Source organism: Pseudomonas vlassakiae (assembly GCF_014269035.2).
Lineage (GTDB): Bacteria > Pseudomonadota > Gammaproteobacteria > Pseudomonadales > Pseudomonadaceae > Aquipseudomonas > Aquipseudomonas vlassakiae.
Window position 1 is genome coordinate 106,965 of record NZ_JABWRP020000010.1, and the last position, 22,509, is coordinate 129,473.

Annotated in this window: 14 protein-coding genes; 5 read left to right on the forward strand and 9 right to left on the reverse strand. The window is 64.3% G+C overall.

Annotated elements, in window-relative coordinates:
- Window positions 1-96 precede the first annotated feature (96 nt).
- The 3 genes from HU738_RS14815 to HU738_RS14825 all read right to left on the reverse strand — a co-directional run bounded on the left by HU738_RS14815 (window position 97) and on the right by HU738_RS14825 (window position 6,248).
- On the reverse strand, window positions 97-2,508 hold the full coding sequence (locus HU738_RS14815) for a glucose/quinate/shikimate family membrane-bound PQQ-dependent dehydrogenase (protein WP_186601340.1): 2,412 nt from the start codon (window positions 2,506-2,508) through the stop codon (window positions 97-99).
- Window positions 2,509-2,535: 27 nt separating this feature from the next.
- Entirely contained in the window at window positions 2,536-3,882 is a 1,347-nt protein-coding gene (locus tag HU738_RS14820; protein WP_186601341.1) for a carbohydrate porin, read from the reverse strand.
- Between the two features lie 326 nt (window positions 3,883-4,208).
- Entirely contained in the window at window positions 4,209-6,248 is a 2,040-nt protein-coding gene (locus HU738_RS14825; RefSeq protein WP_186601342.1) for a TonB-dependent receptor, read from the reverse strand.
- A 163-nt stretch (window positions 6,249-6,411) separates the two neighbouring features.
- Between HU738_RS14825 and HU738_RS14830 the strand changes: the two genes are divergently transcribed.
- Together HU738_RS14830 and HU738_RS14835 are read left to right on the forward strand one after the other, a co-directional pair.
- Window positions 6,412-6,633, forward strand: coding sequence for a VF530 family protein (locus tag HU738_RS14830; protein WP_186601343.1), 222 nt, complete (start codon window positions 6,412-6,414; stop codon window positions 6,631-6,633).
- A gap of 1 nt (window position 6,634) precedes the next feature.
- A complete protein-coding gene (locus tag HU738_RS14835; RefSeq protein ID WP_176506005.1) occupies window positions 6,635-7,270 on the forward strand; it encodes a Pr6Pr family membrane protein in 636 nt (211 codons plus the stop codon).
- A gap of 119 nt (window positions 7,271-7,389) precedes the next feature.
- On the opposite strand, the gene HU738_RS14840 is transcribed toward HU738_RS14835, so the two are convergent.
- The 3 genes from HU738_RS14840 to HU738_RS14850 form a co-directional block, all read right to left on the reverse strand.
- Window positions 7,390-8,148 (reverse strand): siderophore-interacting protein, encoded by a 759-nt coding sequence (locus HU738_RS14840; RefSeq protein WP_186601344.1) that lies wholly within the window; start codon window positions 8,146-8,148, stop codon window positions 7,390-7,392.
- Complete coding sequence (locus HU738_RS14845; RefSeq protein WP_186601345.1) at window positions 8,141-8,686, reverse strand: PadR family transcriptional regulator; 546 nt, start codon at window positions 8,684-8,686, stop codon at window positions 8,141-8,143. Before HU738_RS14845 ends, HU738_RS14840 begins: the two co-directional genes overlap by 8 nt.
- Window positions 8,687-8,772: 86 nt before the next feature.
- Window positions 8,773-11,910, reverse strand: coding sequence for a transglycosylase domain-containing protein (locus tag HU738_RS14850; RefSeq protein ID WP_186601346.1), 3,138 nt, complete (start codon window positions 11,908-11,910; stop codon window positions 8,773-8,775).
- Between the two features lie 389 nt (window positions 11,911-12,299).
- On the opposite strand from HU738_RS14850, the gene HU738_RS14855 reads away from it, so the two are divergent.
- Window positions 12,300-13,718: an amino acid permease gene (locus tag HU738_RS14855; protein WP_186601347.1), complete on the forward strand. Its 1,419-nt coding sequence runs from the start codon at window positions 12,300-12,302 to the stop codon at window positions 13,716-13,718.
- Between the two features lie 155 nt (window positions 13,719-13,873).
- Here HU738_RS14855 and HU738_RS14860 read toward each other — a convergent pair whose 3' ends face one another.
- Complete coding sequence (locus HU738_RS14860; protein WP_186601348.1) at window positions 13,874-15,484, reverse strand: FMN-binding glutamate synthase family protein; 1,611 nt, start codon at window positions 15,482-15,484, stop codon at window positions 13,874-13,876.
- Window positions 15,485-15,620: 136 nt separating this feature from the next.
- Window positions 15,621-19,904 (reverse strand): DEAD/DEAH box helicase, encoded by a 4,284-nt coding sequence (locus HU738_RS14865; RefSeq protein WP_186601349.1) that lies wholly within the window; start codon window positions 19,902-19,904, stop codon window positions 15,621-15,623.
- Window positions 19,905-19,994: 90 nt separating this feature from the next.
- On the opposite strand from HU738_RS14865, the gene HU738_RS14870 reads away from it, so the two are divergent.
- Window positions 19,995-20,408, forward strand: coding sequence for an NUDIX hydrolase (locus HU738_RS14870; RefSeq protein WP_186601350.1), 414 nt, complete (start codon window positions 19,995-19,997; stop codon window positions 20,406-20,408).
- Here HU738_RS14870 and metR read toward each other — a convergent pair.
- The gene (metR, locus tag HU738_RS14875) at window positions 20,392-21,309 is read right to left on the reverse strand and encodes a transcriptional regulator MetR (RefSeq protein ID WP_003258025.1); all 918 of its coding nucleotides are present in this window, start codon (window positions 21,307-21,309) and stop codon (window positions 20,392-20,394) included. The two genes, HU738_RS14870 and metR, sit on opposite strands and share 17 nt — an antisense overlap.
- 198 nt (window positions 21,310-21,507) lie before the next feature.
- On the opposite strand from metR, the gene HU738_RS14880 reads away from it, so the two are divergent.
- The gene (locus tag HU738_RS14880) at window positions 21,508-22,503 is read left to right on the forward strand and encodes an alpha/beta fold hydrolase (RefSeq protein WP_186601351.1); all 996 of its coding nucleotides are present in this window, start codon (window positions 21,508-21,510) and stop codon (window positions 22,501-22,503) included.
- The last annotated feature ends 6 nt before the right edge of the window (window positions 22,504-22,509 follow it).

Below are 22,509 nucleotides of genomic sequence, written 5' to 3' on the forward strand. Positions count from 1 at the left end.
GGTTTCAAGCTTGAAGCTTCAAGCGGCAGGCGGCAAAAAAAAGCGGGGCCGTGCAGGCCCCGCTTTCTCTTGTTGCTTGCAGCTGCCGCTTGAAGCTTAGTCAGCCAATTTGTAAGCGATGATGTAATCGCCCATCTTGGTGCCCAGCGAGCCATGGCCGCCGGCGACAATCAGTACGTACTGCTTGCCGTCCTTGCCGGTATAGGTCATTGGTGTGGCCTGGCCACCTGCTGGCAGGCGCGCCTTCCACAGTTCCTTGCCGTTGTTCACGTCATAGGCGCGCAGGTACTGGTCGAGGGTGCCACTGAGGAAGCCGACGCCACCTGCGGTGACAATCGAACCGCCCATGCTGGGTACGCCCACCGGCATGCCGATCGGCACCGGGGTGCTGTCACGGGTAGTACCGTTCTTGCGCTTCCATACCACCTTGTTGGTGAACAGGTCGATGGCCGCCACGTAGCCCCAGGCCGGCGCCTGGCAAGGGATGCCGATTGGCGACATGAACGGGTGCATGGTCACTGCGTAGGGCGCGCCGGTATTCGGCTGCACACCGCTGGTCTCGCTTTCGCGCTTGCTCCCGGCAGCCACCTGCTCACGCGGCACCATCTTCGACACGAAGGCCATGTAGTTGGGCGAGGTGAACAGCAGCTGGCGTACCGGGTCGACCGACACGCTGCCCCAGTTGAATACGCCGACGTTGCCTGGGTAGACCAGGCTGCCCTGTTCGGACGGCGGGGTGTACTGGCCCTCGTAGCGCAGCTCGCGGAACTGGATGCGGCACAGCATCTGGTCGAACGGGGTGGCGCCCCACATGGCCTGCTCGGTCAGCTCAGGGCCAAGCAGGTTGAGGTCAGAGCGGGCCTGGGTCGGTGCGGTGTGGTCACCCTTGACCGCGCCTTGCGGAACCGGGATCTCGCGAATCGGCACGATCGGCGTGCCGTCGCGGCGGTCGAGCACATACAGGCTGCCCTGCTTGGTCGGCACGATGATCGCTGGCTTGATCTCGTCCTTGGTCTTGAGGTGCACCAGGGTCGGCTGGCTGCCGACGTCCATGTCCCACAGGTCGTGGTGGGTGAACTGGTAGTTCCAGCGTGCCTTGCCGGTGGCAAGGTCCAGGGCAACCACGCCGGCACTGTACTTCTCGGCGCCTGGGGTGCGGTCAGCGCCCCACTGGTCAGGGGTCTGGTTGCCCAGCGGCAGGTAGACCATGCCCAGGTCCTCGTCGACACTGGCCAGCGACCACATGTTGGCCGAGTTGCGGCTGTACATCTTGCCGGGCGCCAGTGGCTTGGTGTCGTCCGGGTTGTTGCTGTCCCAGTTCCATACCAGGCGGCCATCGTGCACGTCGTAGGCGCGGATCACGCCGGACGGTTCGTTGGTCGACTCGTTGTCGGTCACATGGCCACCGATGATCACCAGGCTGCGGGTGATCGCCACGGGCGAGGTGGAGTAGTAGCCGCCTGCGGTGAACGGGCCGATACCGGTGGTCAGATCGATCGCACCCTGGTTGGCGAAGCCTTCGCAGACCTTGCCGTTGTCGGCGTTGATGGCAATCAGGCGGGCGTCGGCGGTCGGCAGGTAGAGGCGGCGTGGGCAGGCCTGAGCCACGGCCTGGCCGGCGTCGGACACCTTGGGTGCCGGGCTGCCGTCGCGGCTGACGTAGCTGTTCTCGTCATAGTACGAGACGCCGCGGCAGGTCATGTGGGCGAAGCCTTTGAAAGTGCCGACCGGGGTCTTGATCTGTGGGTCGTAGCGCCAGATTTCGGCGCCGGTGTCCGGGTCCAGGGCCAGCACCTTGCTGTGGGCGGTGCATGCATAGAGCATGCCGTTGGCTTTCAGCGGGGTGTTTTCGTTGGTCAGTTCGACCGGGTCGTTGTCGGTCGGCAGGTCACCGGTGCGGATGCGCCAGGCTTCTTCCAGGCGGTAGGCGTTCTGCGGGGTGATCTGGCGCAGCGGCGAATAGCGGTCGCCGTGCTCGGTGCGGCCATAGGCCTGCCAGTCGCCATCCGGCATGGCCGGTGCGGCGCTGCCCATTTCGCTGTTGTCGCGGCCGAGTTCGCCAAACACTTCACCCGGGTGAGTGAACTGGCTGCCCAGGGCACAGGCGCCCGAAGCCAGCACGGCGACACTCAGCAGCGCGGTGTTGGCCTTGGCCGCAGGGCCGCTCAGCGGACGGCGTGCCCACGGCAGCAGCAGCACTACGCCGATGGCGAACCAGATGGCCAGGCGCGGTACCAGTTGCCACCAGTCCAGGCCCACTTCAAGCATGGCCCATACCGTACTGCCCAGCAGCACCAGGCCATAAAGGCCCAGGGCGAGGCGGCGCTTGGCCAGCAGCAGGGCGCCCGACACGGCGAAGCCGATACCGGCAATCAGGTAGTACAGCGATCCGCCCAGCTGGCTCAGCTTGATGCCGCCGGCCAGCAGGGCCAGGCCCATCAGCAACAGCAGCACGCCCATCAGGCGTGGTAGCCAGCGGGTTCCTTGGTTGGCACTGTCAGTGCTCATTTTAGGTTCTCCGTTGTAGGAAGGTGGTCAGAAAGTGCTTTGAATCTTCAGGCCGCCGATCAGCGCGCTGTCGACCTGCGACACCCCGCCCGGATGGCGGATGTATTGCAGGTTCGGGCGCACCGTGAGCCAGTCGGCCAGGTGAATGCCGTAATAGAGTTCGGCGCTGTATTCGGTGTCTTGCACCGGCAGGTAGCCCGGGTTGTCATAGTCGTCGAGCCCGGCCACCTGATTGGCCAGGCGGGCGTTCTTGCGGTAGGCCGGGTTGGCGTGCACGCGGGCGACGGCGAAGCCGATGTCGTCCTTGGCGCGGGCGTCGAAGGGGCCTTTGTAAACCAGTCCTGCCTGAACATAGTTGTCGATGACATTGGTCTTCTTGTCGTGCACCGTGGCGTTGGCGAACAGGCTCAGGCCGCGCGACTGGTCGGACGCCAGCGAGGTGACCTGCTGCTGGGCGCCCAGCCACAAGCCGTGCTTGCTTGAGCTGCTGCGGTAGGCGGCGCCACTGATGGCAGCTGGCTGGCCGTTACTGTCCTTGAGAACATCCTGTGCCTTGGCATTACTGTAGTAGTAGCCGACGCGATATTCCCCTTTAAGGTCTTGGAAGCGTGGGCTCCACACCAGTTCAATCGGCATCACCGCGCCCTGGGTGCCACTGCCGCTGAGCTTGAAGCCGTTGCCCGATTCCAGGTTGGACGGGTTCTGCTCGTACACACCGACTTGGGCGTACAGCTCAGGGGAAAGGTTGTAGCGCACGCGCATGGCCCACTGGCTGACCGGCCAGTTGTACCAGATGCCGCCAACCCAGTTGCCCACCTGCGAGCCGCAGAAAGCCAGGTTCTGGAAGTCGCAAGGGAAGCTGTTGAAATCCTCGCCTTCGCCGAAACGGCCGACTTTCACGTCCAGGGCACCGTCGAAATATTTCTGCTTGATCCACATCTGCGTCAGCCGCCAGGTTTCGCCGCGGCCCCAGACCTCCTGAGCCGAGGTGAAGCCGCCGACCCGCGGGTCGTTGATGCGGTCGTTACTGATGTTGTCGCCGTGGCGTTCGGTGATGGTCAGTTGCAACTCGGTGTCGTTCCAGCCAAGGATTTTCTCCAGGTCCAGGTGGCTGCCAAAGGTGAACTGGTCGCTGTAGCGGGCCGTGCGGTCGTGGTTGTAGCCGCCATGCAGGTTGCTGCCCATCTCGCCGGTGTAGCCGAGGGTGAAGTCGTAGCCTTTGTCCAGCAGCTCGCTGCGGGTGCCGCCCCAGTCGCCGAACATCCACGGGGAGTCCTTGGCGAAGGGTTCGCTGGCGCTGGCCGTGCCTGGCAGGGCGGCGGTGAAAGCGATGAGGGCAAAGCCGGTGTAGCGGGTTTTGGGCAGTTGGAACATGAGATAGCGCTGTCTTTTTGATTATTGAGCAAACGGCAAGCGCACCGAAAAGCGTGCTCTTCGATGTATATGGCAATAGGGAATGCTGGATGAAGCGATTCAGCTTGCGGCCGGGAGGATATAGGGGAAGTTGTAAGAAAAAAAGACAAATTGTCGCACTTGATTGTTGCCGATCCAGTAACAGTCTTGGAATAACTGGGGGCGCTTTGCGCCCCTTTCGCGACACAAGGCCGCTCCCACAGGGACGGCGCTGCCGGTAACTGCGGTGCATAACTTGTGGGAGCGGCCTTGTGTCGCGAAAGGGCTGCAAAGCAGCCCCAGCGACTTCAGAAAGTGGTGCGCAACCCGACTTCCACACTACGCCCCGGCGCTGGTGCGATAGCCCGCAGGATCGAACTCGCGTAGCGCACGGTCTGGTCGGTCAGGTTCTCACCGCGCACGAAGGCCAGCCACTGGCTCTGGCCGATGTCGAAGCGGTAGCCGACGCTGGCCCCGAGGGTGGTGTAGCCATCGGTGCTGGTTTCGTTCTCAGGCTTGCGATGCTGTGATGCGGCATGTTGCACATCGACCCGTGCCTGCCAGCGGTCCAGTTCCCAGACCAGCCCGCTGTTCAGCCGCAGCGGGGCAATGCGTGGCAATGGCTCGCCGCTGTCGAGGTTCTTGGCCCGGGTGTAGTCGCCGGACAACTCCAGCGCGAAGCTGCCATAGCGGTTCTCCAGCAACTTCCAGCGATCCTGTGCCTCGATGCCATAGAAGCGCGCACGGACACCCTCGTAACGGTACTCGGGCAGCCCGTCATGGTCATGATCGTGGTCGTGATCATCCTCGTCATGGTCATGGCCTTCACGCAGGTTGCCGGTGCCGATCAGGCCGATGTAGTTACGGAAGTGACTGTAGAACACGCCGACGCTGCCCTTGTGGGTGCCATTGTCGAAGCGCAGGGCCAGATCGCTGGAAATGGCCTTTTCCTTGTTCAGGCTCGCGTCGCCGACTTCGAATGCGCCGGTGGCGACATGGGCACCATTGGCGTACAGCTCGTAGAAGGTCGGCGCGCGCTCGGTGTAGCTGAGGTTGGCCGCCAGCGACCAGATCGGGTCGAGCTGGTACACCGCGCCCGAAGACAGGCTGAAGGCATTGAAACTGCTGGCGCTGTCGGCATCGACGAAGTTCTCGTTACCCTTGGCATCAGGGTCGACCCGAGTATGTTCCATGCGCGCGCCCAGGCTCAGGTTCAGCCGCTCGGTGGCCTGCCATTGTTCGAGCATGAACAGCGCCAGGCTGTCGGTGTCGGTGTGCGGGACGAAGGCTTCCTCGCCCAATGCCGAGAATTCGTTGCGACTGACCTGCGCGCCGATCACCCCTTCAAGCGGGCCGAGCGGCTGATGACGCGCTTCGATACGGGCTTCGTAGCCCTTGTTCTTGAAGGTGGTATGCACCTCGCCTTCTTCGATCTCGCTGTGCTCGTAGTCGGTGTAGCCGGCATCGACCTTGACCGAACTGAAGGGGCCGTCCAGGTCACGCAGTTCCGAGGCAAAGGCGTAGTGGTCTTGCTTCATGTCCAGGCGCACGCCGGATTCGGCCACCGAACCGTAGTTGCTGTCGTAGCGGCTGTAGGACAGGCCGGCGTAGCCATGCTCCCAGTTGTAGGAGCCGCCGATCGCGCCACCGTCCTGGCGGCCGTCGCTGTTTTCCAGGCGGTGGCGGCTGCCTGGTGCGTCGGCGTCACGGACCTTGGCGCTCTGCGCGTAGCCGGGGATGCGCAGGTCGTTGAACTGTCGACTGTTGGCGTCCAGGTGCAAGGCGAAGGTGCCGTCACCGGCTTCCAGCTTGCCGGCGCTGCTGCGGGTGGTGTCGGCGCCGCCGTAGCGCAGTTCGCCGGCACCGTGGATGCCCTCGATCGGTGAATCGGGGATGCGATTGTCGAAGGTGTTGACCACGCCGCCGATGGCATTGCCGCCGTAAAGCAGGGCGGCCGGGCCGCGGACGATCTCCACGCGGTCGACCGTGACCGGGTCCAGCGGCACCGCGTGGTCGTAGGACAGCGACGAGGCATCCAGGGCCCCCACGCCATTGCGCAGGATACGAATGCGGTCGCCGTCCAGGCCACGAATCACCGGGCGGCTGGCGCCAGGGCCGAACCAGGTGGAGGCCACACCGGGTTGCTTGTTCAGGGTTTCACCGAGGCTGCCGTGCTGCTGTCGCAGCAGGTCGTCACCTGCAAGGACGGTGCTGGGTGTAGCCACTTGACGATTGCCTAAGGGGTTGGCGGTGATGACCTGAGGTTCCAGTTCCACGGCCTGGCTGGGTGACGAAGCGAGCCACAGGGCAACAGCGAGGGGGGAGAGACGAAGCGGGATGTGCAGCATGGGGATGAGGCGTTCCTTGGCAGATATTTGTGCTGTTACAATATAACATTGCTATTTCAGCACAGAGGTTTTGCGCCTGGCCAGCGGTTTTTCCGCAAGCACTACACATCCCACCCACCACTACACTCGTGTAAGGTGCGCATCTTTCCTACGGAGCACTGGCATGAGCACGGCCCAACACAACGCGCTGCACGGCAAGACCCTCGAACAGATCCTCACCGAACTGGTGGCGAACTACCAATGGCAGGGCCTGGCCGAACGCGTTGACGTGCGCTGCTTCAAGAGCAACCCGAGCATCAAGTCGAGCCTGACCTTCCTGCGCAAGACGCCCTGGGCGCGGGAGAAGGTCGAGCAGTTGTACGTGAAGCTGCAGCGCCAGGCCTGACATGCCACGGCGCCCCTGGCTGACGTCAATGGCATTGCTTGGCTGGTTCGGCCTGGCGGTGCAGGTCTACCTGGTGCTGCTGGCGCGCTGGCAGGAGCAGGCCAGCCTGATTGGCGGGCTGATCAATCTATTCGGATACTTCACGGTACTGACCAATACCCTGGTGGCGACGGTGCTCAGCTACGCGGCCTTTGGCCGGGAGTCGGCGGCCAGGCGCTTCTTTCTGTCGCCATCGGTGAGTTCGGCGGTGGCCGCCAGCATCGTGCTGGTGGCCCTTGCCTACAGCGTGCTGCTGCGCCACCTGTGGCAGCCCGAGGGCTGGCAGTGGCTGGCGGATGAACTGCTGCACGATGTGATGCCGCTGCTGTTTGCCTTGTACTGGTGGTTCGAGGTGCCCAAGGGCAGCCTGCGGTTCCGGCACCTGATGGTGTGGGCACTTTACCCAGCGGTGTATTTCGCCTATGCACTGTGGCGGGGGCGTGAGATTGGGGCGTATGCCTATCCGTTCATCGACGTGGCGAGCCTGGGCTACGGGCAGGTGATGCTCAATGCCCTGGGCGTGTTGGCGGGATTCTGGGGAATTGGCCTGGTGTTGCTGGCGCTGGACCGGTGGCGGGGAAGGTACCGATTGGCTTGAGCTGTACCGGCCTCTTCGCGGGAAAACCCGCTCCCACAGGGATACCACTGACCTTGAGCCTATGCAGTACCTGTAGGAGCGGGGTTACCCGCGAAGAGGCCAGTGCAGGAGAGCGCTGATCACTCGTCGTCGGCAGTTCCGTCGGCACGCCAGTAAGCGGCGGCTTTGAGGGCATCTTCGGCCACGCCCTTCTCCAGCAGCAGTGCCTTGGCCTGCCGGGTCAGCGATTTTTCCAGTGCGACCCAGCTGTAAAGCTTGCCTTCGGGCAGTTCCAGCCCCTTCAGCAACGCCAGCAGATCTTCATCCCGCTTGACCCAGATGACTTCCACCTGCGCCGCGCTCGGCAATGGCTGGCGCTCCTGCTCATCTTCGATCTGGATTAGCGCCAGTACGCGACGCCCTGCTGGCAGTTCTTCCAGGCGCCGGCCAATCGCCGGAATCGCCGTTTCGTCACCCACCAGCAGGTAGCTGTCGAAAATATCCGGTACCACCATCGATGCCCGAGGCCCGGCGATGTTCAGCGTTTGCCCAGGTTCTGCCTGCGCAGCCCAGGTCGAAGCAGGGCCGTCGCCGTGCAGCACGAAGTCGATGTCCAGTTCGTTGGCCACCAGGTCGATACGGCGCGGCGTGTACTCGCGCATGGTTGGCCGAGCGCCGCCGTCACGGCCCAGGTTGCGGGCGTCGATGGCTTGCTGCTGCTCGGCAGTTTCCGCGAACAGCAACTTGATGTGGTCGTCACTGCCCAGGCTGGTGAAACCTTGCAGCTCGGCGCCACCCAGGGTGATGCGGCGCATGCGCGGGGTGAGGTCGGTCACCCGCAGTACCTGCAAGCGACGTTGGCGGATTTCGTGATTGACGCGGTGAATGGTGTCACTCATGAGGATTCTCCCTGACTGGATCGGCTGGCCCGGAGGCAATGGCCTTGGCAGTGTCGTTGAGCAGGTTGCGTACCCGTTCGATTTCTTCCGGTGTCCAGCGGCCGCTGTGCATGTGCAGGGCATGGCGCAAATTGCCGACCGCTTCGTGGATTTCTGGCGGGCGGTCGTGGCCACGCAGGGCGCGCTTGCTGACTTCGATGCGCATGCGCACGCCATCCAGGGCGACGGCCTGATCGGCCAATGCGGTGCGGCCGGCTGCGGTGATGGCGTACAGGCGTTTGCTGCCATGCACCTGGCCACTGATCAGTTCGGCTTCTTCGAGGAAATTGAGGGTGGGGTAGATCACCCCGGGGCTCGGCGTGTAGTTGCCGTCGAACAGGTTCTCGATCTGGCGGATCAGGTCATAGCCGTGGCCCGGTTGCTCGCAGAGCATCGACAGCATCAGCAGCTTGAGGTCACCCGGGGCGAACACCCGCGGGCCACGCTCGCCCCGGGCGGGGCGGCGTTCAAAAGGGTCATGTGCGCCATGGTCACGCATTAGCAGGCTTCCGCTGTTTAGATATATCGCAAGATATTACTCAAGATATATCTAAATACAAGCCTCTAAATGCCGATGATTATCATCTACGTCTTGGATGAATCGTTGCCATGCATCGCAACCTGCGGTGGCTTGCATTCGTTCGGGTTGCCCGGTTGTAAGTACGGCATCAGGATGGGCGCCATGCCCTTGAGCACCTGGACGGGCAATGCCGACGTGAACTTGAACGCCTCAGCCGAGCGCCCAGGCACGAAGGCCGTCAGGGTGCCGAAGTGGTTGTCGCCGAGGAAGAACACGAAGGTGGCAGTACGGTTCAGCGAACGCGAGCCGATCAGCCGACCGCCGGCACCGAAGCTCTCGATACGGTTGTCGCCGGTACCGGTCTTGCCGCCCATTACCAGCGGCGTGCCGTCATTGAGCTTGAAGCTGCCGGAGATGCGCCGTGCGGTACCGGCGTCGACCACCTGTGACATGGCACCCTTCAGCGCCCGCGCCACGGCCACCGGCAGGATACGCACACCACGGTCCGGGTCGCTGACCAGCTTGGTTTCATAGGGCGTATTGGCGGCGAAATGCAAAGTGTCGATACGCAGCGTCGGCAGGCGCACGCCATCGTTCTGAATGATGCCGACCAGTTCCGACAGCGCAGCCGGGCGGTCGCCGGAGCTGCCGATGGCGGTTGCCAGTGAGGGTACCAGGTGATCGAACGGGTAGCCCACGCGTTTCCAGCGTTGATGGATGTCGAGGAACGCCTCGATCTCGACCATGGTGCGGATGCGGCTGTCACGCGCACCCTGGTGCCGGCTCTTGAACAGCCAGCTGTAGACTTCCTGGCGCTCGAAACGGCTGGCATTGACCATTTCGGTGAGCGTGGAGCTCGGGTTCTTCAACAGGTAGCCCAGCAGCCACAGGTCCAGCGGATGGACCTTGGCAATGTAGCCCTGGTCGGGCAGGTCGTACTTGCCTGGGCCATAGGCTTCGTACATCTCCGCCAGCTTGCCGTCGGTGAGTTTGCCCAGGGCGATCTTGTCATCCTTGCTGTGGGCACGGACGAAGGCATTGAAGGTTTCCTGGCCGGCTTCCGGGAACAGGTAACGGTGCACCGCAGCCAGGCGCTGCGGGGTGGCGCGCATGCTGTCGAGGAAGGTGTCCAGGCGTTGCTGGGAGGTCTTGCGCTGGTACTTCTTCCAGAAGCGCATCAGGTAGCTGGTGCCTTCCTTGTCGGCGAAGCGGGCCAGGTATTCCTGGCGGCGCGGGTCGGAGTCGTCCTTGAGCAGCGGCACGCGGTTGAACGGCTGCTGGTAGGTGACGTAGCGCACCAGGTCGCGCATCAGGCGGATGAATGGCAGGTTGATCGACTCGCGCAAGGCATCCTTGAGGGTCGGGTTGCGGTTGTTGTCTTCCTTGCGGAAGTTGTTGAACACGTGCATGCCGCCACCGGTGAAGAAGGCCTCGCCAGTGTTGGCCGAGTACTTGCGCTCCAGCGCCGCATCGAGCATGGCGTCCAGGCTCTGGTTCTTGCTGTTCTGAGCCAGCCATTCCAGCGACCACTGGGTGATGCGGTCGAGTTCGGCGACTTCGACTTTCTTCAGCTCGGCGGCAGGTTTGCCGGCGTACTTGTCGTGCAGCTCGGCGATGATCTCCAGGTAGGTCGTGAGCACCCGCAGCTTGGCGGTCGAGCCCAGTTCCAGCTTGCTGCCTTCGTTGATGTCGAAGGGCTGGTTGGTACTGTCGGTCTGCACCCGAACCCGTGAGCCATCGGCCGTGCGCTCGAACAAGGTGAAGCTGTAGCTCACCTGGTCGGTGGTCTTGGCGGTGAGCAGGCGTTCGCCGATCAGGCCCATCTGCGCAGCGAACTCCGGGTCGGCAAGGTTTTTCAGGTACTGGCTGACCTGCAACTGCAGGTCAGCCTGCAGGGTACTGGTGGCTGACACGTCGAGGCGGTCGAGATCGTACAGCGGGCGGTTGAGCATGGCTGCCAGGCGGTTGCGCGCCAGGCTGATGCCTTTGTTGGTGATGATCGGCACGATGGTCGGCTGGGCGACCCAGTCGCGGTAGACCGCCTTGCTGGCCAGCGCCGCACTGGCCAGCGGTGGCTCGATGATCTTGGCGGCCGCCAGTACGCGGATATGCGCGTCGGTGAGTTCGGCCAGTTCGACCCGGCCCTTGGACAGGTAATGCGAAGGGCGGCGCTGGGCAATCATCAGCGACAGCACCTGGCGCAGGGCCAGGCCGCGTGCGGCCATGCTTTCAGGGTCGGTGGCGGTGGAAGTCAGGGCCTGGTTGACCTGATCGAAATCGGCGCCGTACCACACCCGCAGGCCCTCGGCCATGCCATGTACCTCGCCATGCCCGGGCACTGCCGACAGCGGCACGCTGTTGAGGTAGTCGCGCACGATGCGGTGGCGCGCTTCGCTGGTGTCGGGGCCGCCCTGGTAGGCGCGTACGCTGGCCGAGATCATCTGGCGGATCTTCTCGGCACCATTGACGGTCAGGCCATCCGGTGAGTGGCGGTACTTCTCCAGTTGGGTGGCGAGGGTACTGCCACCCGCTGACTGGCCAGGCAAGGCCAGGTACTTGGCCACCTGGCTGTACGCGGCCTTGGCAAAGCGCGGCCAGTCCACGGCCGGGTTGTTCTTGACATCCTTGGTATCGAGCAGGTCGCGGTTCTCGATGAATAGCAGGCTGTTGACCATCACCGGCGGAATGGAGGCGAAATCCGGGTACAGGTGTTGCGGGTAGTTGTACTGGTAAAGCGTCTCGCCCCGGCAGTCGGTGATCGACAGGCCGGCCTGGATCTTTTCGATGTACGGCGCGAACAGGCCATGTTCGACATAGCGCATCAGCGCCGGGGAAAACCGCACCTGCTCGCTGATCAGGTAGTCGCGCTTCAGCAGGCGTGGCAGGAACTCGCCCAGCCCGCTGTAGCCCAGGCGCTTGTCAAATGGCCCTTCGCCCGGATAGATGATCGCATCGCTCGGCCCTGGCTGCAGCGAATAGGTGAGGGTGGTGGCCAGCTTGCTGAATTCGCGCGACTGCAGGTTGGAGGTGCGGAACTCGTCGTAGGCAGCAAAACCGATGGCGATCAGTGCCACCAGCAGGATCAGGAAAATCAGCCGCCACCAGAGCCTGCGCTGACGTGGGGGCTGCGGTTGTGGCGTCATGGCCGGAGGTGCTTCAGATGCTTCCGTTCTGGTTGGTTCCGATTGCCACAATGCGCCCATAGTCTTCTATCCGGCCAGGTATCTTCGTCTTGCTTGTCTGAAGCTTAGACGTTGGTGGGAGCAGGTGAAAAATTTGTAGGAAGCCGAGAATAGCGGTGTAGGACTATGCGGCTTTGGTGTGGGTTTAGTCCTGTGACGTTGTTGATAGGGTGGTAGTGGAATTGGGGCTGGCGCAACAGCCCCGAAAAACTCGCTGAATTTTCCTGCTTATACAGCGAAAATCCCTGTATCGGACTTCCTATACTGCTCGGCCCTTCGCCGTGCCGGCCGCTCTAGCCCGGCACACGGGCCGGCCCACGAGGCCAGCCTGGCAAGCCAACGTCCCGCCTATCGGCAGGGCCGGTGCTGCACGAAGGTCTACTCCAATAACAAAATGAGGTTGTATTGCTATGCCAGTCGGCAACCCTTCTGCCCCTGCCGAGCCCACCGAGGGCGGCCCGCTCAAGCGTGAGCTGGGCGAACGGCACATCCGTTTGATGGCGCTGGGCGCTTGTATCGGCGTCGGACTTTTCCTCGGTTCGGCCAAAGCCATTGAAATGGCCGGTCCTGCGATCATGCTTTCCTACATCATTGGTGGCCTGGCGATCCTGGTGATCATGCGTGCCCTCGGCGAGATGGCCGTGCACAACCCGGTCGCCGGTTCGTTCAGCCGCTATGCCCAGGACTACCTTGGTCCACTGGCGGGCTTTCTCACCGGCTGGAACTACTGGTTCCTGTGGCTGGTGACCTGCGTCGCGGAAATCACTGCGGTGGCTATCTACATGGGCATCTGGTTCCCTGATGTGCCGCGCTGGATCTGGGCATTGATGGCGCTGGGCAGCATGGGCGCAGTCAACCTCATCGCGGTCAAGGCGTTTGGCGAGTTCGAGTTCTGGTTTGCCCTGATCAAGATCGTCACCATCATTGCCATGGTCCTCGGCGGCATTGGCGTGATCGCGTTTGGTTTCGGCAATGATGGCGTCGCCGTGGGCATCGCCAACCTGTGGAGCAACGGCGGCTTCATGCCTAATGGTGTGACCGGTGTGCTGATGTCGCTGCAGATGGTCATGTTCGCCTATCTTGGCGTGGAAATGATCGGCCTGACCGCCGGCGAAGCACGCAACCCGCAGAAAACCATCCCGCAGGCGATCGGTTCGGTGTTCTGGCGCATCCTGCTGTTCTACGTCGGCGCCCTGTTCGTGATCCTGTCGATCTACCCATGGGACGGCATCGGCAGCCAGGGCAGCCCGTTCGTCATGACCTTCGAGCGTCTGGGCATCAAGACCGCTGCCGGGATCATCAACTTCGTGGTGATTACCGCTGCGCTGTCGTCGTGCAACGGCGGCATCTTCAGCACCGGGCGCATGCTCTACAGCCTGGCGCAGAACGGCCAGGCCCCGGCTGCCTTCGCCCGCACTTCGAAAAGCGGCGTGCCGCGCAATGCCCTGCTGCTGTCGATCGGTGCACTGCTGCTGGGCGTGCTGGCCAACTACCTGGTGCCGGAAAAGGTGTTCGTCTGGGTGACCTCGATCGCCACCTTCGGCGCGATCTGGACCTGGGTGATGATCCTGCTGGCGCAGATCAAGTTCCGCGCCGGCCTGTCGACCACCGAGCAGAAGGGGCTGAAGTACCGCATGTGGCTGTGGCCGCTGAGCTCCTACCTGGCCCTGGCCTTCCTGGTGCTGGTGGTGGGCCTGATGGCGTACTTCGAGGATACCCGCGTGGCGTTGTATATCGGCCCGGCGTTCCTGGTTGTGCTGACGGTGCTGTACTACACGCTGCGTCTGGCACCGCGCCAGGAGCCCGGCGCGGTCGACGGCCTCGCCTGAACCCGAAAGCCCCGGCCTGGAGCCGGGGCCTCGTTGTCAGCGGCTCGCTGCCGTGCCTGCTGGCGCCAGGCCCTGAGCCAGGATCATCAGGCTGATGCCCAGCAGCGCGGTGTCCTTGATCAGGAAGCATTTCAAGTCGCAGTCCTTGAACGTTTTCAGGCGGCCATCGGCTCGAAACTGTCGGCCCGGGCCATCTGCCACATACGCGAATAGAACTGCCCATTGACCTCGCCGGTGAGCAACTCGCCTGGCTTGAGGAACACATGCATCTGCGAGAACAGCTTGATCTCGGTGGCCGACACGCGCCGCACCAGGTGCTTGGCCTCCAGCTGCGCCGGGTGCTCGAGGCCCGCTGCGGCCAGCATCTCGGCCAGCGCACGCAGGGTGTTGTGGTGGAAGTTCAGCACCCGCTGAGCCTTGTCCGGCACTACCAGCGCGCGCTGGCGCAACGGGTCCTGAGTCGCGACGCCGGTCGGGCACTTGTTGGTGTGGCAGCTCTGCGACTGGATGCAGCCGATGGCGAACATGAAGCCGCGCGCCGAGTTGGCCCAGTCGGCGCCGATGGCCAGCACGCTGGCGATGTCGAAGGCGCTGACGATCTTGCCGCTGGCACCGAGCTTGATCTTGTCGCGCAGGTTCAGGCCAACCAGGGTGTTGTGCACGAACAGCAGGCCTTCGCGCAGCGGCACGCCGATGTGGTCGGTGAACTCCACTGGCGCGGCGCCGGTGCCGCCTTCCTTGCCATCGACCACGATGAAGTCGGGGAGGATGCCGGTTTCCAGCATGGCCTTGGCGATGCCCATGAATTCCCACGGATGGCCCAGGCAGAACTTGAAGCCTACCGGCTTGCCACCGGACAGCTCACGCAGCTGGGCGATGAAGTGCATCATCTCGATCGGGGTGGAGAAGGCGCTGTGGCGCGAGGGCGAAATGCAGTCCTCGCCCATCAGCACACCGCGGGTTTCGGCAATTTCCTCGGTCACCTTGTGCTTGGGCAGTATGCCGCCGTGGCCGGGCTTGGCGCCCTGGCTCATCTTGATCTCGATCATCCGTACCTGCGGGGTACGGGCCTGTGCGGCGAAACGTTCCGGGTCGAAGCGCCCGTCCGCGGTGCGGCAGCCGAAGTAACCGCTGCCCAGTTCCCACACCAGGTCGCCACCGTGTTCGCGGTGGTAGGGGCTGATGCTGCCTTCACCGGTGTCGTGGTGGAAGTTGCCCAGCTTGGCGCCCTTGTTCAGGGCGCGGATGGCGTTGGCACTGAGCGAGCCGAAGCTCATGGCCGAGATGTTGAAGATCGATGCCGAATACGGCTGGCTGCACTGTGGGCCGCCAACGATGACGCGGAAGCTTGCCGGGTCGGTCAGCGGCGCCGGGCGCATGGAGTGGCCGATGAACTCGAAGCCCGACTCGTAGACGTCGATCAGGGTACCGAAGGGTTTGTCCGAGGCTTCGTTCTTGGCTCTGGCGTACACCAGCGAGCGCTGGGCGCGGGAGAAGGGCAGGGCGTCGCTGTCGGCTTCCAGCAGGTACTGGCGGATTTCCGGGCGGATGGCCTCGACCAGGTAGCGGATGTTGCCGAGGATCGGATAGTTGCGGCGCACCGCGTGGCGCTGCTGCAGCAGGTCGAACACCCCGATCAGGCTGAGTACCGCAGTGGCCAGGGTGAACGGCCACAGCCATTCGTGGTGGAGGAACGGCAGGCTCGCCAGGGTGAACAGTACACAAGCGGTGAAGCAGGCATAACGGCTGAGAAGTGACAGGCTCATACGGGGGTCCTTGCGATGGCGCGGTCAGGCTCAGGGCCTGGGGCAAACCCCGACCATAGCCAAGTTGCGTGGCAGTGCAAATCGAAATCGGGGTAGCGAAAATCATTCTCGCCTGGGGGTATTCGCCGATAAGGTTTTAGCCTGTCGGTGTACGCAGCAATTTCTGCTTCCAAACGTCCTGCTCCTGCGCCGAGGCATCCACCAGATAGCTGTAGTGCCCAGCCACCCGCACCGCCACCGGCACACCGTCGCGGTACAGCAGCCGGTTGCCACCGACAGCAGGCACCTTCGCCCCAGGCAACAACGACCCGATCAGGTTCAGCGGGTCGCTGGCACTCACCACCACCAGTTCTGCATCCAGGGCTCGCCGACGAACCTGGCGCAACAACCCGACCGCCTCCGGCAAGGCGAACTGCTCGCCGGCCAGCCCGGCAATGAAACGCCCGCCACGAATCTCGCCACGCGCTTCCAGCCGGTGGTAGCAGCGCAGCAGCTCGCGCCAGGGCGGCAACACATCGCTCTCTCGCTCCAGCAACCGCCAGCAGATCACGCCATAGCGCCGTAGCAGCGCACGGGCGATGTGCTCCAGGCGCTGGTGCTCGTCGACATTGCCGCTGCCCCGACGCAACAAGGCCCAGCGCCCGGCGTGGGCCATGCTGCTGGACATTGGCGGGTGGCCGCGTCGGCTGTTGCGCGAGGTGCGCTTCGCCGCCGGGGTAATCAGGCTGCGCAGGCCGGTGAAACTGTCGGCGCCTACCAGGCCGGCACCGACCAGCTCCTGTAGCGCCGTTTCCAGCTCGCTGGGCAGCAGGTGGGCCTCAGCGGTCAGTTCGTCGAAGAACAACGCACCTTGGGTCTGCAACGCCTCCAGCACCCGTTGGGCCCGCCCCCCAAGTGCTTCAGGGGCCGGCTCGGGGGCCAGGCTGCGCCACAGGGCCAAGTGCTCACGCGGCAGCAACACCAAAGGCGTGCTCGACAAGGTATTGCTCGCCGCCGTCGCCGCCAGCCGACTCCAGGCGAATTGCCCATTGCGGCAGGCATCGTCCAGCCAGTGCGGGCTGTAGTCCTTGATTCGTGCGGGCAGAAGTTCCGCTTCCCAGGCGCCGGCCGCACTCGGAAAACCCTGTAACTGGCCCAGCACTTCGGCTACCGCATCCGGGCCACGCAGGCGCTCATCAGCGGCCAGGTGCTGCCAGTCGAACAGAAAACGCATGAAGTCCTGCAGGCTGACGGGCTCGATCTCCCGGCGCAGGCGTTTCACCGTGTAGCGATGGATGCGTGCCAGCAGATGGCGCTCGCACCATTGCAGGTCCAGCGCCCCAGGGCTGAAGTGGCCACGCAACACATAGCCTTCGGCTTCCAGGCGGGCCAGTGCCTGCTCGACCTCAACAGCAGGCTTGCCCAGTGGTGCGCTGATTTGCGCCACGCTCTGCGGGCCGTAGCCGCTCAGGCGGGCGCGTAGCAGTTCACGCAATGCGCTGTCCGGGTCGATGGCCTGATCGAAGCCGGGCAGTACGTCCAGCGCAGGCTCCATGTGTGCAGACGGATACAGCGCTTGCAGCAGGTTCAGGCGCTCGCGCGCCAGCCACAGCTTTTCATCGGTCAGGCGCAGGGCTCGCCCGGCCTTGGCCAGCTGACGCAGCAGCAGGTCCCAGCTGGGGTTGGCCTGGACTTCCTCATGGCTGATGGCGCCCAGGGTCATCAGCGCCTCGTGCATCTCGTCGGCATTGCTCGGCTGCGGCCAGGCTTCGGCCTGCACGGCGGTGATCGCATCGGCGTCCAGCGCGCCGAGGTCATCGCCGCTGTGAACTTCATTCCAGCGCCTATTGAGCACCGCCTGGGTACGCCGCTCTTCGAGCGGCGCGTCATCAAGAAAGGCGTACGGCCTGGCATTGAGAATCGCCGAGGCCAGTGGCGAGGGCGCTGGCAGGTCGCGGCACAGCAGGCGCACCTGGCCGCTTTCCATGCGCCGCAGCAACGCCAGCCAGCCTTCGCTGTCCATGGCCTCGTGCAGGCAGTCGTCGAGGGTCTGCTCGACCAGTGGGTGATCAGGGATCTGCCGCTCGCCGACGATGTTCTCCAGGCAGGCAATCTGGTCGGGGAACACCGCAGCGATCAGGTCTTCGCTCTTCATGCGCTGGATCTGCGGCGCCACCTTGCGCCCGCCGACGAAGCGCGGCAAGGCCATGGCCACGCCGGCATTCCAGCGCCAGCGCACGCCGAACAACGGCGCGTCGAGCACGGCCTGGATGAGGATCTGCTCGGCACTGCGGCTGTTGAGGTAGCGCCACACTTCATCCAGCTCGAAACTGTGGCTGGTCGACAGCGACAGCACGATGGCGTCCTCGCTGGCCGCGGCCTGCAGCTCGAAATTGAAGGTGCGGCAGAAGCGTTTGCGCAGGGCCAGGCCCCAGGCACGGTTGATGCGGCTGCCATAGGGCGAGTGGATGATCAGTTGGGTACCGCCGGACTCGTCGAAGAAGCGCTCCATCACCAAGGTCTGCTGTGAGGGCAGGGCGCCCAGCACTTGGTGGGTGCGGGCGAGGTAGTCGAGCAGCTGGCTGGCGCTGGCCTCATCCAGGTCGAACGTGGCTTGCAGCCACTGCTGCACCGCAGCAAGATCGCCGTCGTTCAGCACCAGTTGTTCATCGAGGCGCGCCTGCAGGCGGGCGACCGCCGCGGACAGTTCATCGCTGCGCCCCGGTGCTTCGCCAAGCCAGAACGGGATGGTCGGCGGCAGGCCCTGGGCGTCCTCGACCCGCACCCGGCCAGGCTCGACCCTGAGGATGCGGTAGGACGCGTTGCCCAGTTGGAAGATATCGCCTGCGATGCTCTCCACGGCGAAATCTTCGTTGACGCTGCCGATGTTCAGCGCCTGTGGTTCAAGCAGCACCGCGTAGTCGGCGTTGTCGGGAATGGTGCCGCCGCTGGTCAGCGCCGTCAGCTGGCTGCCCCGGCGGCCGCGCAACGTGCCGCTGACCGCATCGCGGTGCAGGTAGGCGCTGCGGATACCCTGGCGGCCGTTGTAGCCCTCGGCGAGCATGCACAACAGCGCCTGGTAACGCCTTGGGTCGAGTTCTGCGTATGGCGTTGCCTGGCGCAGGCAGTCAAGCAACGCCTGTTCCTGCCAGGCCTGGTTGCTGACTTCGGCGACGATCTGCTGGGCCAGCACATCCAGGGGGGCCTTGGGGATATGCAACTCGTCGAGTTCGCCGAGGCGGATGCAATCGAGCAGCGCCACGCATTCGATCAGGTCATCTCGTGAGGTCGCGAACAGCCGCCCTTTGGGAATGCCATCAACCTGGTGCCCGGAGCGCCCGACGCGCTGCAGGAAGGCGGCGATCGAGCCGGGCGACTCGATCTGGCAGACCAGGTCGACGTCGCCGATGTCGATGCCCAGCTCCAGCGAGGCGGTGGCCACCAGCACCTGCAGCTGGCCGTGCTTCAGGCGCTGTTCGGCGTCCAGGCGCAATTCCTTGGCCAGGCTGCCATGGTGCGCGGCCACGGCCGCTTTACCCAGGCGGTCGCTGAGGTGGCGGGTGATGCGTTCGGCCAGGCGCCGGGTGTTGACGAATACCAGTGTGGTGCGATGTGCGCGGGCCAAGGCAGCCAGGCGATCGTAGACCAAGCCCCAGACGTCGGTGGCCATGACCGCGCCGAGTGGCACCGGGGGCACTTCGATGGCGAGGTCGCGCTGGCGCGCATGGCCAACGTCGATGATCGCGCAAGGACGCTGGCAGCCGACCAGGAACTGCGCCACGCGCTCCACCGGGCGTTGGGTGGCGGACAGGCCGATGCGCCGCAGTGGCCGCCCGCACAAGGCTTGCATGCGCTCCAGGGTCAGCGCCAGGTGGGCTCCGCGCTTGTTGCCGGCCAGGGCATGGATCTCGTCGACGATCACCGTGTGCACGCTGGCCAGGCCTTCGCGGCCGGAAGCCGAGCCCATCAGTACGTACAGCGATTCGGGAGTGGTCACCAGGATATGCGGTGCCAGTTTGCGCATCGCCGTGCGTTCCTTCTGCGGCGTATCGCCAGTGCGCACGGCGGTGGTGATGCGTGGCGCTTTCAGGCCCTGGTCCTGTAGCGCCTGACTGATGCCTTCGAGCGGGGCCTGCAGGTTCAGGCGGATGTCGTTGGACAGCGCCTTGAGAGGCGAGACGTAGACGACCTGGGTGTGAGCAGGCAGCTCGCCGCCATGCTCCAGCCCCTCGCGGACCAGTTCGTCGAGCACCGCCAGGAAGGCGCTCAAGGTCTTGCCCGAACCGGTTGGCGCGGCGAGCAGCATCGACTGGCCGGCATGGATCAGCGGCCAGGCACGGGCCTGGGCATCGGTGACCGTGGCGAAGTGACGGCGAAACCAGGTGCCGACGGCCGGGTGGAACAGCTCGAGCACCGGGTGCTGGTGGGCTGGCAGGTTCATGAGTCCGTTATGGCGGGTGATGGGCGGGTTGGCAAGGGGCCGTTCGTCGTCGATCTTCTGTAGACTGTCGGTTTTTCAGCGAGCCTACCCATGCCCACTATCATCCGCATCGCCGCCGCCCTGTTGATCGACCCGCAAGGCCGCACCCTGCTGGTGCGCAAGCGTGGCACCGAGGCGTTCATGCAGCCAGGTGGCAAGATCGATGCCGGAGAGTCGCCTGTCCAGGCGCTGGCACGCGAGTTGTTCGAAGAATTGGGCCTGCGTATCGACCCCGCCCACGCGGTGCCCCTGGGCCAGTTCAGCGCGCCGGCCGCCAACGAGCCGGGCTGCGAGGTGCAGGCCGAACTGTTCCGCGTCGACAGTGCCGAGGCTGTAGCCCCGGCGGCGGAAATCGAAGAAGTGCGGTGGCTGGCCGCCGATCAGGCCGAAACGCTGGACCTGGCGCCGCTGACCCGCGACCTGATACTGCCGCTGTACCGCCAGGCGGTCAGCGTACCGCGCTGACCCCGTCGAGGGTGGCGAACGAGGTGTCCTTGGCGGTCAGCAGGAAGTCGCGCATGTAGGGCGCATCGAGCATGTCGGTGCGCACCGCCGCATACAACGTGGCGAACAGCCCTTTCTCGCCCAGGCGCTTGCCCTTCACATAGCCGCGCGAGCTGTATTCATGCAGGGCCCAGTGCGGCATGCCGCAGACGCCACGGCCGCTGGCGACCAGTTGCATCATCATCACTGTCAGCTCGGACGTGCGCACGGCAGCCGGCTCGATGTCGGCCGGCTCCAGGAAGCGGGTGAAGATGTCCAGGCGGTCGCGCTCCACCGGGTAGGTGATCAGGGTCTGGTCGAGCAGGTCCTGGGGCACGATGTACGGTTTGCTGGCCAACGGGTGCTGGTTGGCCACGGCGAGCATGGCCTCGTAGGTGAACAGCGGCACATAGGTGATGCCGGCAAGGTCCAGCGGGTCGGAGGTCACCACCAGGTCGAGGTCGCCCCGCGCCAGCGCCGGCAGCGGGGCGAAGGCGAAGCCCGAGGCCAGGTCCAGCTCCACTTCCGGCCAGGCATCGCGGAACTGGTCGATGGTTGGCATCAGCCACTGGAAGCAACTGTGGCACTCGATGGCCATGTGCAGGCGCCCGGCGGTGCCACCCGCCAGGCGAGCGATGTCACGCTCGGCGCCGCGCAGCAGCGGCAGGGTGGCATCGGCCAGTTGCAACAGGCGCAGGCCGGCGCTGGTGAAGCGGATCGGCTTGGTCTTGCGCACGAACAGTGGCAGGCCCAGGCGCTCTTCAAGCTCCTTGAACTGGTGCGACAACGCCGACTGGGTCAGGTGCAGGCGTTCGGCCGCCTCAACCAGGCTGTCGGCCTCGCGCAGGGCATGAAGGGTTTTCAGGTGGCGGATCTCCAGCACGGGCTGTCTCCGAGAACATTTTTTGAGAAAACGGGGAATCAGTTGAGTTTCACTCATGTTGCCCCAGGCTGTCGACTGGACGATCAGCCGCACCGCTCGGCAGGGTTCATCAAACTGTCACTGAACTGTGGCAGCGCGCCCGAAGGAAAGTCATCAGACTCGCGCTCTACTGGGGATCTGCATTCTGGTGTTTCTTTCATGCGGGCTTTTCTGCTGTTTTTCTTTCTGCTGTCCAGCGCTTCGGCCAGCTTCGCCGACACGCGCTGCGACGTCCATGTGCCGGTACAACGTGCCGAAGTCGGCAACCTGAGCCTGGTCTATCAAAGCGTCGGCGCGCCTCGCGATCCGGCCTTGCTGCTGGTCATGGGCCTGGGCGGGCAACTGATCCATTGGCCTGACGATGTGGTCGAGGCAATGTGCCGCCAGGGCTTTCGGGTCATTCGCTACGACAATCGCGATGTCGGCCTGTCGCGATGGAACCAGCTGCCGCCTTCGGCCAACCTCACGGTCGAACTGTTGCGCTACAAGCTGGGCCTGCCGGTAGCGGCGCCCTATACCCTGACCAACATGGCCGATGATGGCCTGCAGTTGATGAACGTACTGGGCATCCGCCAGTTCCATGTGCTGGGGGTGAGCATGGGTGGGATGATCGCCCAGCACCTGGCAGCCATGGCCCCGGAGCGGGTGCGTAGCCTGACCCTGGTGATGTCCAGTTCGGGAGCGGCCGGGCTGCCGGCACCTGATCCGGCGTTGGTGCAGTTGCTGGCGCGGCGCAGTGCGCCGAATCGCGAGGTGGCCATCGAGCAGCAGGCCGACCTGCTGGCGGCGCTGGGTAGCCCACAGGTGCACGATGACCGGGCGGTGCTGCTGCAGCAGGCGGCGATAGCGTATGACCGGGCGTTCAACCCGGAGGGGGCAAAACGCCAGATCATGGCGATCCTGGCCGAGCCGAGCCGGGTGCCGTTACTGAATGAGTTACGGGTGCCGACGCTGGTGGTGCATGGCACGGCCGATCCGCTGTTGCCGGTGATGCATGGGGTGCACCTGGCAGCGCATATCCAGGGCAGCCAGCTGAGGTTGATTCCGGGCTTGGCACATCGCTTCCAGGAGCCCTTCAAGGCACCGTTGCTGGCGGCGGTGCTGCCTTATCTGCAGGCGCACCGGCAGGATGTGACCCATATCGCAGGGCTTTGATGCTGC